Annotated in this window: 10 protein-coding genes, 2 tRNA genes and 2 pseudogenes; 4 read left to right on the top strand and 10 right to left on the bottom strand. The window is 35.6% G+C overall.

Annotated features, from left to right (window positions below; translation table 11 throughout):
- A pseudogene (locus TY19_RS04430) lies at positions 1-533 on the top strand (IS3-like element ISCpr2 family transposase); the annotation flags it as partial.
- Positions 534-782: 249 nt separating this feature from the next.
- Here the strand turns inward: TY19_RS04430 and TY19_RS04425 are convergent.
- From TY19_RS04425 to TY19_RS04375, 10 genes and pseudogenes are all read right to left on the bottom strand, one after another.
- Positions 783-1082, bottom strand: a pseudogene (locus TY19_RS04425) (2OG-Fe(II) oxygenase family protein); the annotation flags it as partial.
- Positions 1073-1618 (bottom strand): hypothetical protein, encoded by a 546-nt coding sequence (locus TY19_RS04420; protein ID WP_042280537.1) that lies wholly within the window; start codon positions 1616-1618, stop codon positions 1073-1075. The pseudogene TY19_RS04425 and the gene TY19_RS04420, both read right to left, overlap by 10 nt.
- A 202-nt stretch (positions 1619-1820) precedes the next feature.
- Complete coding sequence (locus tag TY19_RS12720; protein ID WP_226988480.1) at positions 1821-2843, bottom strand: cyclase family protein; 1023 nt, start codon at positions 2841-2843, stop codon at positions 1821-1823.
- The gene (locus tag TY19_RS04410) at positions 2843-3040 is read right to left on the bottom strand and encodes a hypothetical protein (protein ID WP_042280536.1); all 198 of its coding nucleotides are present in this window, start codon (positions 3038-3040) and stop codon (positions 2843-2845) included. The genes TY19_RS12720 and TY19_RS04410 overlap by 1 nt, the downstream gene beginning before the upstream one ends.
- 694 nt (positions 3041-3734) lie before the next feature.
- Entirely contained in the window at positions 3735-4028 is a 294-nt protein-coding gene (locus TY19_RS04400; RefSeq protein ID WP_042280534.1) for a hypothetical protein, read from the bottom strand.
- The gene (locus TY19_RS04395; RefSeq protein ID WP_042280532.1) at positions 4018-4320 is read right to left on the bottom strand and encodes a type II toxin-antitoxin system RelE/ParE family toxin; all 303 of its coding nucleotides are present in this window, start codon (positions 4318-4320) and stop codon (positions 4018-4020) included. The genes TY19_RS04400 and TY19_RS04395 overlap by 11 nt, the downstream gene beginning before the upstream one ends.
- Positions 4321-5011: 691 nt before the next feature.
- Positions 5012-5084, bottom strand: a tRNA-Met gene (locus TY19_RS04390).
- Positions 5085-5096: 12 nt separating this feature from the next.
- A tRNA-Met gene (locus TY19_RS04385) sits at positions 5097-5169 on the bottom strand.
- Between the two features lie 103 nt (positions 5170-5272).
- Positions 5273-6595, bottom strand: a complete 1323-nt coding sequence (locus TY19_RS04380) for a 3-deoxy-D-manno-octulosonic acid transferase (protein ID WP_148300631.1) — start codon at positions 6593-6595, stop codon at positions 5273-5275.
- Positions 6596-6616: 21 nt separating this feature from the next.
- On the bottom strand, positions 6617-7567 hold the full coding sequence (locus TY19_RS04375; RefSeq protein ID WP_042280530.1) for an MBL fold metallo-hydrolase: 951 nt from the start codon (positions 7565-7567) through the stop codon (positions 6617-6619).
- Positions 7568-7807: 240 nt separating this feature from the next.
- On the opposite strand from TY19_RS04375, the gene kdsB reads away from it, so the two are divergent.
- The 3 genes from kdsB to ruvX are packed head-to-tail and all read left to right on the top strand — an operon-like array spanning position 7808 to position 10618.
- Positions 7808-8572 (top strand): 3-deoxy-manno-octulosonate cytidylyltransferase, encoded by a 765-nt coding sequence (gene kdsB / locus TY19_RS04370; RefSeq protein ID WP_042280529.1) that lies wholly within the window; start codon positions 7808-7810, stop codon positions 8570-8572.
- Entirely contained in the window at positions 8548-10176 is a 1629-nt protein-coding gene (locus TY19_RS04365; protein ID WP_042280528.1) for a CTP synthase, read from the top strand. The genes kdsB and TY19_RS04365 overlap by 25 nt, the downstream gene beginning before the upstream one ends.
- Positions 10166-10618 (top strand): Holliday junction resolvase RuvX, encoded by a 453-nt coding sequence (gene ruvX / locus TY19_RS04360; protein ID WP_039357864.1) that lies wholly within the window; start codon positions 10166-10168, stop codon positions 10616-10618. Before TY19_RS04365 ends, ruvX begins: the two co-directional genes overlap by 11 nt.

Genomic DNA, 10618 nt, shown 5'->3' with positions numbered 1-10618 from the left:
ATACAGGCAAAGTAGAGACTCTCTACAGCAATACACGATGGTGCTCAGACAGCTTCTCTATTCAATGCTTAAATGGTGATCGTGTTCATGTCGCCTTCTCGTTGGATACGTGTGACAGAGAAGTCATGCGTTATATTGCTTCTACAATAGGTATTGATGGGCAGATGATTCGAGATTTGATGCTTGAGACTATTGAATATAGATTTGAACAGCCAAAAGCTAGAGTACCTCTTGAATGGCTCTCTGATAATGGCAGCTGTTACACGGCTAAAGAAACTGTCAATTTTGGTAGAATGCTTGGTTTAACCATTAGAACCACGCCACCTTATAGTCCAGAAAGTAATGGCATGGCAGAAGCTTTTGTCAAAACTTTTAAAAGAGATGATGTTTATTTCGGCAATCTGGCAAGTGCTGAAGCTGTTTTGCAGCAATTGCCTATTTGGATCGAAGACTATAACGCTAAAGCCCCTCATAAGGCTTTAAATATGCTCTCTCCGAGAGAGTATTTAAGGAAATTAAAAATGGCAGGCTAGCGGTCCGGTTTTATAGGGGCAACTCCACAACCCGATATGATACGACTAGCTCAACAACTTTATCTTTTTAACAGCACGATAAAGAAGCGCCCTATTTTAAGAATTAGGATCAATTTCAATGCTTTGAACTTTACTGATTGGTCGCAAAATTTTGTTACATAATTAAAACGTTGTCATCAACTCCTGACTAAATAAATTTAAAAAAATATCCAATTTCTTAATCGCAAATTAGATTTTTAAGGATAAGCCTTAAGAACGAGGTGAAAAATATGTGGAAAACTCTTGATGCGATAAAGCATAATTAAATCCTACATCATGCGTTTGCACACTCCCGTAGGTTCTTTTATTATACATCAGAGTACTTTGAAATGGTATAAAACAAACCATTGAAAAGCGACCGCGTTTTGCTGTTTTTTCTGTTGCAACCACGCGATGATACAAAGCTTTTAAATCTCCTTTTGACCATAATTGAAGCTGCACGGCTGGAATGATTACTGTCTGTTTTTCATCAATAGGCATGGCTTTCCATTCCAGCTCTTTTAAACAGTAATATTGTAATCCCTCATCACTTTCAAAAAGGTGGAGAGTAAAACCCCCTTGTCGACATGTGGAGCTGCAATTTCAAACCTTTCTTGCTGGTCCCCGAAATAATGTAAGTAACGAAGAATCCAATGAGATTTACTGCTTTTGACCTCTTTTAAAAGCCCATCAATTTTATATTCTTCTTCAACTGCGTGTGAAAACTCTAATATCAGGGGCTCTATTTTATCGAGAAGAATTTTTACATCATTTAAAAAAGAAAAAGTTCGTTGATTAGCAATTTGGATAAGTCGATCATATTGAAAAAGCGTGACATGGAAATTTTCTTTGAGGTCTTTTTTCCATCCTTTGTCTTCTTTTAATTCATAACCTGACCCATCTCCGTGATTGTCTTCAAGAAAAGCAAAGGCTAATTTTTCCTCCGCAGGCAAATAACAAAAATTTTTCCAAGATTTGACTGCTTCTTCAACCGATTGTCTTAATTCGTCAGGATAATTTATGTTGATAAGACCAAACTCTCTCAATTCATTTAAGGCATTTGACATCTGTACTTTCTTTGCATTCATTTAATTTTTTCTAACATTGATGTAACGATCTTAAAAAGAAAAAACATATTTGTCATCCAGGAAACATTCCTAAAAGACGAATAGGAGCTTCAGTCCCTTTCACTATGGGTATGGGTATGACAAAAACGTAACTTCCAACAGCAGGTAATAAATTTGCCTTGGCAACATTTTCAACAATGTATTATTTACCTGCCCCTAAAATTATCTGATGAACTGGAAATTTGCTATCTGGTCTGTCAGGCGAAAGGGTGTCAATGCCAATACCTCGAATATCTTTAGATACGAGATATTCAGCTACTTCCTGGGTGACGGAGGGAAAATCGAAATGATTATGATATTTTTCAGGTTGCTTCCAAAATCGCTCCCAACCCGTATAAAAAATAACGAAAGTATTTTTACAAATATTTCCATATTTCCTTTCAAAATTTCTTATAGTTAGAATGTCAACCGAATAGCGGTCATGAGCTTCTTCAGACACATCTATCACAACACAGGGAGAAATTAAAGATTGTAATGGCAGATCTATAACTGTTTTACTGCGGGGATAACAATGCGCTGGAGCATCTATATGTGTCCCAGCACCCGCCAACATTTCAATGCTTTGAATCGAAAACTGACAGTCAGTTGTCCCCTCTTCATATGTCGAAATTTCTTTGTGTTTAAATCCACAGTTTCTATCCCAAGTGGGAATCTTTTCAGAAAGTTCATGTGTCAAATCAACCCACTTAAATATTTTTGGAGAGATGATTTTATTTAAATAAACGATTACATAGCCAAGATCAGCGTTTCTACGCTCAAACAAAGGTCTAAAACCAGCTTTAATATAAAATTCAAATCCTTTTAAATGTTCATTTTTTAATGGAATTCGTGTTTCTGCGGTCAAAGAATAAATAGAATGTTCTTGGCAAAACATTTCTGCATGACAAAGTAAAGCCTTTTCGATTTCTTGTGTCGGCGAGTTTTCTTTAACACTTATCCAATCAATATGCGCTGTCTGAACAAACGGAAATTCAAGAGCAAGTATTCCTAAACAAATTCTATCTATAAAGTATCCGAAAAAACATTTTCCTTTAGTAACACTTTGCTCTTTCTCTTCGGTTTTAGAATTGCCAAAAAGCTCGGGCAAGGGCCCTAACATTTCATGATAAGCTTGTTCAGCCTCAAAGGAACTTAGTAAATTAATCGATGTTTTAGAATTTTTCATTAATTCCCTAAGTTATCGTCAAATAGACTGGAATAAGTTTTTAGAATACTTATTGCTAAATTAAAAAAATTCATTAAACCAAGATCTGCCTTAATTTGCCAACAATAGGCAAATACAAGTTGAACGTAATACCATTGAACTACATCTTCAAAGCAGTCTGAAGAGGTGCTTAAAACCGTGAATAGGTGCCTTGACACATGCCCATCCTTCGTTGTATTGGAAAACCAATACTCCCCTTTGGATCTATCACTATCCGTTGCTTTCCATGAGACAAATAGATTATTTTGGCATCGGATAAATATTTATTTGAGATGAGAAATCAAATATAAGTAAAATTTTTTCTTGGAGGTGAGCATAAAATAGATCAAGAAAGACACACTTTACTTCCTGACCAATTGAATGATTTTGGAAATAATGCATTAAAATAGAATGGGTTACCTTTGTAAATAATTCCTTGAAAACTTTTAACTCTTTAGGAAAAACAAATAATGCTGAATCAGGCACAAGCATTTTTTCTAATGTCCCTTCTGGAAATAATTGAATAAGCACGCGACTTGGAGAAAAAAGTTCGTCCATGCCCTAAAAACTGTCATTATATTTTCTTTGAAATAAACGAATCAAAGTTATCCAATGCGATTCAAGTTAATATACTGCTCCAAATAGGATAAATTTGCACAACTTCCCATCTCTTTACCTTGCGAAGTCGCGTTAACACGTAGTGCAATACACTCTTCGCTTAGTGACAACAATTTGTCAGGTGCTCTAAAATGAATTTAAGTTGCCATCGAAGATGAGCTCATACCAGTAAAGCAACAGAAACAACTGACGATAAGAAAGTTATGTAGACCTAAAAACAAGAAAAAGATAACTTAGGAACTGTCAAGATTGAGTTTAATGAGCCATTGAATAAACGATCTTGGCTAAAGTCTTGATAGTTGGGTTCTTACTTTTCATTAAGTAGTAATAAGTAGATTTTCCTATCTCTGCCTTTTTCCTAAATTTCTCTTTGTTTAAGGCTCTTAAATAAATACTAATTACTTCGATAACCCCTTCTGGATCATTCTCCATAAGACATTCCATAATGGCGTTTCCAATGTTTTGTGAATTGAGCATAAATTCTCTTGGTTTATCTTCAATCAACCCTTCAAAATTTGTAAGGGTTGGCAAGTCTTTATCAGGTACCATCTTTCCTCTTTTTGTATATGTTTTTTGCTTTGATGATACCTTTATCTTGCTCATTTTTATTTCCTCCTAATAGAAGAATTATATTACTTTCTTTAAATAAGGCGTAATAAATGCGCCTACCATCATTAAATTTAATTTCCCAAATATCATCCGCTAAATATTTATGATGTCCAAAATGGGCCTCATTTCGAATTCTATCGAGGCGGTCTTCTATTTGTAACTGAGATCGAAAAGACTCTTTTTTAAACCAATCGTCGTATTCAGGTTCTCGATAAACCTTGTATTTCGGCATAAATTACTATCTTCTTTTATCTTTAAAGTACAGTATATTGTACTTTTTTACAAGTTTTTTCTAGAATTTAAAAAATTCATAGACATTGACTCTTAAAAAATTATTTGTCCATTTCCTCTCTACAGCGTTTCTCCCTTGGGCGAATAAAAGATGTAAAATAAAAAAATGGCATTGCCAAAAAGGCACTCAATACGCAAAAAATCTAAAAAGCGGTCTCCCGCTAAAAAAAGTATGTTTGATGAAATCATGGTAATGCATCAAGGCCTATTAAATTCAAGAATTTGCTTAACACCAAGAAATCTTTATAAACTATGCGGCAAGCAAGCTTTTTAGCTAACACAAGAGAACTAAAAAAATCTTTTGCAATACGAATTGCAAAAAAAAAACTTAGACTACCAAAGGAAAAGGGCTAAATGTAGGAATTGTTTAACGTTTCATTCATGCTTACTTCTATTACGTACGGGAAATAGAAATTAGAGATGAGATTGCTTCTTATGGTCCGTGGAAAAAAAGAGAAAATATTCACCTAGATAAAAAAAGAGAATTATATTTCTGTTAATAGGTGATAGGCAGTGCTGAAATTTACTGAAGAGCGCCAAAATTACACCAAAACGTTAATCATTTAAATAAACGTTGGCTGATGCCATTGTTATAAGCCACCCTAGAATGTAAATAGATAAGTAAACTGATGTAGCGGCAGCCGGACTTGAACCGACGACACACGGATTATGATTCCGTTGCTCTACCAACTGAGCTATACCGCCGTAAAGAAAAATTAGCGGGGGAAGGATTCGAACCTCCGACCTTTGGGTTATGAGCCCAACGAGCTAACCCCTGCTCCACCCCGCGTCAGATGCAAACTGGGTTTTAGTTTGCTAAAGAAACATTGACTATAGCAAATGCGTTATTTTCAAACAACTATAATTTCTATTATTTACAAAAATAAGCTTTACTAAGCCTTTAATGTATCTGTCGAAGGGAATTTAAATTTTTGGAAAAGATCTGTGATAGTTTGCAGTGTTCGTTTTGTTGACCCTCTCAAACTTTGGACAAGTGCTAATCCGTTCTGACCAATTTCTTCCCGGATAGAACTGTCAATTAATAAAATTTCTAAAACTTTTTGTAATTCTTGCTCTGAAACTTGAATCCCAGCTTCAGCTTGTTTAATAAGGTCAACAAGTTCTAATTGCGAATACATAGAAAGTCCAAAAATAACAGGTTTACCATACCAACAAGGCTCTAGGATGTTATGTCCACCTACCTTTAATGTAAAACTTCCCCCAACAATGGCAATATCCGAAAGTTGGTAACACATGCGAAGCATTCCCATTGCATCAATAAGAATCACTTGCTCTTTTCCAGTTCTCCTATTGATATCTGTAAAATTAATCCACTTGAGTCGTTCCTTTTCTAAAAAAGCAACCACTTCCTTAAATCTTTCAGGATGACGAGGCACTAAAATAGCCTTTAAATCAGGAATTTGATTCCAGAGTTCTTTAAGCATGCGAATAAGCATTTGTTCTTCTGGATAGTGTGAAGAACCAATTGTTAAAACGGGTTGCTCTGGAGAAATCCCCAATTTTTCTCTCCATGCATACACCCCTTCTTTTGTCAGTTGTGGATACTCATCATCTAATTTAAGGTTTCCAGTCACATGTAATTTTTCTTCTTGTACACCAATATCAACAAAACGTTCTTTATATAAAGAATTTTGAACGCATAGAAGATCGAACAAACTAAAAAGTTTTTTAGAGAAAAAATTAAATACTTTAAAACGTGCCGCAGATTTTTGAGATAACTTACCATTAACTAAAACAAGTGCAGCTCCCTGTTGCTTAGTTAATCTCATAAAATTCAACCAAAAGTCGGATTCACAAATAACCACGAGCTGAGGGGCCGTTTTTCGGACGATTTTTTTTATAATGAAATAAAAATCGAAGGGTAAATAAACATGATAATTGGCAAAAGGCAAACTCCTTTTTGCTTCAGCATGACCAGTTTCTGTCACCGAAGAAATAAGTAAGCGATGATGAGGATAAGCAAGTTTTAATTCTCGCGCTAAAGCAATAACGGCTTTCGTCTCCCCAAGAGATACAGCATGAATCCAAATCAAAGGGTGTTCTTGACTGATTTCAAACCCTTTAAATCCTAATCGATACCACAAGCTGTGTCGGTATTTCCCGTGAATAAAAAAATAATAAAGCATTTTGGGAGTTGCTAAAATAGCTAATAACCATAATGACATTTCATATAGGAGAAAGAAAAGACGGTTCACTCTGATCTCAAAAGTTTAAAATTAATAAATTTGCTTACATTCCCCAGGATTTAATACCCAAAATTGCTCGAATGGGATTTGCTTCGTTTGCATCTCTTGGCGAAGTATTTTAACGGGTTCTTTAATTCCCTCGTCTGTTAATTGAAAGGTTCCAAAGTGAATCGCTAAACTTTGCTTGGCGTTTAAATCTAGATGAGCTTGAAGAGCTTCGGCTGGAGATAAATGAATTGATTGCATTATCCACCTTGGTTCATAAGCCCCAATAGGTAAACAAGCTAATGTCGGAGCTCCTAACCGTGATCTTATTGCCTTAAAATGTGGTCCATAGCCAGAATCTCCGGCAAAGTAAACACTTTGATTAGATGTTTTAATCATAAAACCACCCCAGAGAGTTCGGTTACGATCAAATAGGCCCCGCGCCGAAAAATGTTGAGCAGGAACAAAAATGAGCTGATTAGACGAATAGAGAGAAACTTCATCCCACCAATCCATTTCTAAAACTTTTTTTAACCCCTTACTACGCAAAAACTTTTGATTCCCCATGGGGACATAAAAAACAGGAGAATAATCTACCTGCAACTTTTGAAGTGTAGGCATGTCCATATGGTCATAATGGTTATGGCTAATAAGCACAAAGTCTATTGGAGGAAGATCCTTAAATTGAATACCTGGTAAAGAAACTCTTTTAGGCCCAATATAAGAGAAAGGACTCGCTCTTTCAGACCAAATCGGGTCTGTTAAAATATTTTTCCCATCAATCTGAATAAGAACTGTTGAATGGGTAACATAAGTGACCTCTAGCTCATCAGAGGAAACGCGTTCTTTTAATTTTTTTTGCTGATTGACAGAAACTGATTCTGGCCACTTAACAGGTTTTCTTGTTATCATCCATTTGAGGACTTGCCAAAATGAATGGGTAGAAAAATTGAAAGGATTAAAATAATAATTCCCATCAAAATGATTTGAAGACATGATTTTTCCTAATTTAATAGATTTCTTTTAAGGGATTAGAAATCAAATAAACGAAATGAAAAAGAAATCTACAAAATAGAATAACGGTCTAAAATTTATTGCGCAACCCAGAGCACATGTTTCTCTTTTATTACTCCGTAGAAAAACTCTAAAATCAATTTGTATATACAATCACTTGTTATTAATAATTAAATCTTCTAGTATCTTTGCGATATTAATTTACTTTTGAAACATGCAGAGATGACTGGACAAATTATCGGAATTATACCAGCCCGTTATGGTAGCACTCGTTTTCCAGGTAAACCCCTCGCCTCAATTCTCGGTAAAACTCTTCTTCAAAGAACTTATGAAAATAGCTTAAGGGCTAGCGCTCTCAGCGATCTTATTGTTGCCACAGATGATGAACGTATTTTTGAACATGTTCGCTCCTTTAATGGCAAAGTCGTGATGACTTCTGAACAATGCCCCACTGGAACGGATCGCTTAGCAGAAGTCCTTTCACTCTACCCAGAATGGATGCACGCAACTGCTATTGTTAACATTCAAGGAGATGAGCCTTGTTTAAACCCTTTATCCATTAATTTAGCTGTTCAGGCACTTGTTAATGATCCTCAAGGACAAGTATCTACTATTGTGACTCCCTTATTGAATGAAGAAGAAGCTAAAAATTCTTCTATTGTCAAATGTGTGATGGATCAACAGGGAAACGCACTTTATTTTAGCCGTGCTTTAATCCCTTCCAACAAAACCAACTCTTTTAAAAATGGAGCTATTTATTTTCGTCATTTAGGACTCTATGTCTATAGACCATCATTTATCATAGACTATCAGAAATTACCTTCTACACCCCTGCAGTTAGAAGAAGATTTAGAACAATTAAAAGTTTTAGAACACGGATATCGAATCAAAATTGCGATCGTTGAACAGGCAAATATTGGAGTTGATACTCCTGAGGATATCCACAAAGTTGAGGAATGGCTATGCAAACAAAATACATTTTTATAACAGGCGGTGTCTGTTCCTCTTTGGGAAAAGGACTCTCTTCTGCAGCAATCGGGTTATTACTCGAAAAAAAAGGGTTAAGAGTGTCAATGCTTAAATTAGATCCTTACTTGAATGTTGATCCAGGTACGATGAGCCCCTTTCAACATGGCGAGGTTTATGTGACAGATGATGGCGCTGAAACAGATTTAGATTTAGGTCACTACTACCGTTATACAAATTCTTTTTTATCAAAAGCTTCTAACGCTACTTCTGGCCAAATCTACAATACAGTGATTAAAAGAGAGCGACATGGCGACTATCTAGGAAAAACGGTTCAAGTTATTCCTCATATTACGAATGAGATTAAACAACGCATTGTGAACTGTGGAAAACAACAAGAAAATATTGATGTTGTTTTGGTCGAAATAGGAGGAACTGCCGGAGATATTGAATCACTCCCCTTTTTAGAAGCCATTCGCCAGTTTACTTACGATCATCGCAATAATTGTTTAAATATACACTTGACATATGTTCCTTATTTGAAAGCAGCAGGAGAGGTAAAAACTAAACCTTCACAGCATTCCGTACAAGTTTTAAGAGGAATTGGGATTTTTCCAGATATTATTGTTTGCCGTTGCGAAGTGAATTTATCTGATGAAGTTAAAGATAAAATTAGCCTTTTTTGTAATGTCAACAGACGTGCTGTCATCGAAGAAAAAGATGTCGAACATAGTATTTATGAAGTCCCTTTAGATTTGCATAAGCAAGGAATTGATGCTTTAATTTGTGAACTTTTACATCTTCCTAATCCCTCAATCAATTTATCAGAATGGGAAAAAATTCTTGAAACGATAAAAAATCCTAAAGGAACTGTAACTGTAGGCATCGTTGGAAAATATGTTCAACATCAAGATGCTTATAAATCGGTTTTCGAATCTTTGACGCATGGAGCATTAGCTGCAGGATATAAACTTCAAATTAAACGGTTTGAAGCAGATAAACTTCCGTTAGATGATAATCAATTAGCTAAAACAATTGAAGGTTGTGATGGCTATTTAGTTCCTGGAGGATTTGGAGAAAGAGGGTGGCTTGGCAAAATTCACACAGCTAAATTATGTAGGGAGAAAAAGATTCCTTACTTTGGAATCTGCTTAGGAATGCAGGTCATGGCAGTGGAATTCGCTAGACATGTGGTCGGACTCAATGAAGCTAATTCAACAGAGTTTGATCCTGATACTATACATCCTGTGATTTCTTTATTAAATGAGCAAAGAGGTTTACAAGACCTGGGAGGTACAATGCGTCTTGGAGCTTATATTTGTGATTTGAAACTTCACACAAAAGCTTATCAAGCTTATAAAAGTTCACAAATCAGCGAACGGCATCGTCATCGTTATGAATTTAATAATACTTACAAAGAACAAATGGAAAAAGCTGGTTTTGTAGTTGCAGGAACGTTAAAAGGCGAGAATCTTTGCGAAATAGCTGAAGTCAAAGATCATCCTTGGATGATTGGAGTTCAATTTCACCCTGAATTTAAATCAAAACCAACAGACCCTCATCCACTTTTCCGTGACTTTATTCAAGCGATGATTATTTACCATAAGAGTCAGCATGGAAAATAAGCCAAAGCCCAGTAGAATTTTAGGCATCGATTTTGGGATGAGCCGAATAGGTTTGGCTCAATCCGACGAAAGAAAGATTATAGCCATGCCTCTTATCACTGTACATACTGAAAAAAAATCAGAACAAACAGTTATCAAATTATTAGAAACCATTTCACAGTTGTGCGAAACTCAAAAATGTGAAATTGAAGAAATTGTGATCGGGCTTCCTTTAATGATGAGTGGTAGAACTGGATTTTTAGCAGATGAAGTTAAACATTTTGCTCAACTTCTTCAACAATTGACACCCATTCCTATTCGTTTATGGGATGAACGTTTAACTACGGTACAAGCCGAACGCTCCTTGCGAGAAAGCCAATTAACACGTAAAAAACGATCAAAAGTTGTTGATATTGTCAGCGCTTCCATCATCCTTCAAAGCTATCTAGATAGTCGATGCTGA

Origin of the sequence: Candidatus Protochlamydia sp. R18 (assembly GCF_000648255.1) — a bacterium.
Classification (GTDB): Bacteria; Chlamydiota; Chlamydiia; order Chlamydiales; family Parachlamydiaceae; genus Protochlamydia; species Protochlamydia amoebophila.
This window is presented reverse-complemented; position numbering and strand designations above follow the sequence as displayed.

Coding starts and splice junctions, on each gene's coding strand:
- TY19_RS04420 (WP_042280537.1), bottom strand. CDS start 1,618: ATGTCAAATGCCTTAAATGAATTGAGAGAGTTTGGTCTTATCAACATA.
- TY19_RS12720 (WP_226988480.1), bottom strand. CDS start 2,843: ATGAAAAATTCTAAAACATCGATTAATTTACTAAGTTCCTTTGAGGCT.
- TY19_RS04400 (WP_042280534.1), bottom strand. CDS start 4,028: ATGGTACCTGATAAAGACTTGCCAACCCTTACAAATTTTGAAGGGTTG.
- TY19_RS04395 (WP_042280532.1), bottom strand. CDS start 4,320: ATGCCGAAATACAAGGTTTATCGAGAACCTGAATACGACGATTGGTTT.
- TY19_RS04375 (WP_042280530.1), bottom strand. CDS start 7,567: ATGTCTTCAAATCATTTTGATGGGAATTATTATTTTAATCCTTTCAAT.
- kdsB (WP_042280529.1), top strand. CDS start 7,808: ATGACTGGACAAATTATCGGAATTATACCAGCCCGTTATGGTAGCACT.
- TY19_RS04365 (WP_042280528.1), top strand. CDS start 8,548: ATGCAAACAAAATACATTTTTATAACAGGCGGTGTCTGTTCCTCTTTG.
- ruvX (WP_039357864.1), top strand. CDS start 10,166: ATGGAAAATAAGCCAAAGCCCAGTAGAATTTTAGGCATCGATTTTGGG.